The following is a 1,095-nucleotide window of genomic DNA, read 5'->3' on the forward strand; positions in this document are numbered from 1 at the left end:
CACAAAGGCAAATCCATTTCCGTTGCCGGTAACCCCCATCAAACCCACCAAAACAAAACCGGTCAAGGAAAACACATGGGCAGAACTACCCATCCCCCATAGCGCAAACCACACCGGACAGGTTCAATTGACCGGGTCAGCTTCCTTATCCAGTCGAGGGGCGAAGGTGGATCCGGACCCGATAAACGCCGAAGCAACCCGCGTTAGCGTCTGCATGGCGGCCTACAACGGTGCCGAACACATCTGTGAGCAGGTCGAGTCGATCCTGTCCGAGCTTGGTCCCGACGACGAGCTGGTGGTGGTGGACGATGCGTCCACCGATAAGACCCGCGAGCTGGTGGCCGGCGTCGGGGACTCCCGGATCCGGCTCATTCCCTCCCCCGTCAACCGTGGCTACGTGAGGACCTTCGAGGCAGCGCTGGGCCACAGCCGGGGCGAGTATCTCTTCCTGGCTGACCAGGACGACCTCTGGGTCCCGGGCCGGGTGCAGCGAATGGTGGCTGCGCTGCAGGATGCGGACGTGGTAGCGAGCAACTTCAGTTTCTTCGGACAGCGGCCCCGGGCCATTGAATCGCTCCGCCTGCGGTCCGCGGACAGCGGACGGCGGTGGGCCAACCTGTTCGCCCTGTGGGTAGGCTACCGGCCCTACTACGGCTGCTCCATGGCCATGCGGCGCAGCGTCCTTCCCCTGATCCTCCCGTTTCCGGTGTTCCTCACCGAAACACACGACCAGTGGATAGCGATGGTGGCCAATCTGCTCGGACGGATGCGCCACCTCGAGGAGGACACGCTGCGGCGCCGCCTGCATGAAGCCAACACCTCCCCCAAGCACTGGCGCTCCCTGCGGACAATCCTCGCCGCCAGGTTGATGCTGCTGCGCGCGTTCCTGGTCGCTGTCCGAAGGACGCGAAGGGGCTCCCAGACCAGGACAGGTAGGGCCGGTTAAGCGGCGCCGGCAGGTTGCCGGCGCCGCTTATCGCAGCGATGCAGTGACCGCGCCTAGCCGATGTTGGCGACGGCGGACTTCGCCCGCGCACCCGCACCCGCAGCCGTCTCGTCATTCTGCGACAACGTCTGCTTCACCAGCGCAATAAT

At 64.4% G+C, this 1,095-nt stretch carries 2 protein-coding genes; one reads left to right on the forward strand and one right to left on the reverse strand.

What is annotated here, in order from left to right; genetic code table 11:
* Window positions 1-166 precede the first annotated feature (166 nt).
* Window positions 167-946 carry a glycosyltransferase gene (locus AC5RUF_RS16325; RefSeq protein WP_494131291.1) on the forward strand — a complete coding sequence of 260 codons (780 nt, stop codon included), beginning with the start codon at window positions 167-169 and terminating at the stop codon, window positions 944-946.
* Between the two features lie 53 nt (window positions 947-999).
* Here AC5RUF_RS16325 and AC5RUF_RS16330 read toward each other — a convergent pair whose 3' ends face one another.
* Window positions 1,000-1,083 (reverse strand): hypothetical protein, encoded by an 84-nt coding sequence (locus tag AC5RUF_RS16330; protein ID WP_494131028.1) that lies wholly within the window; start codon window positions 1,081-1,083, stop codon window positions 1,000-1,002.
* Window positions 1,084-1,095: the final 12 nt, after the last annotated feature.

This window comes from Arthrobacter sp. Y3224198, from assembly GCF_059090025.1.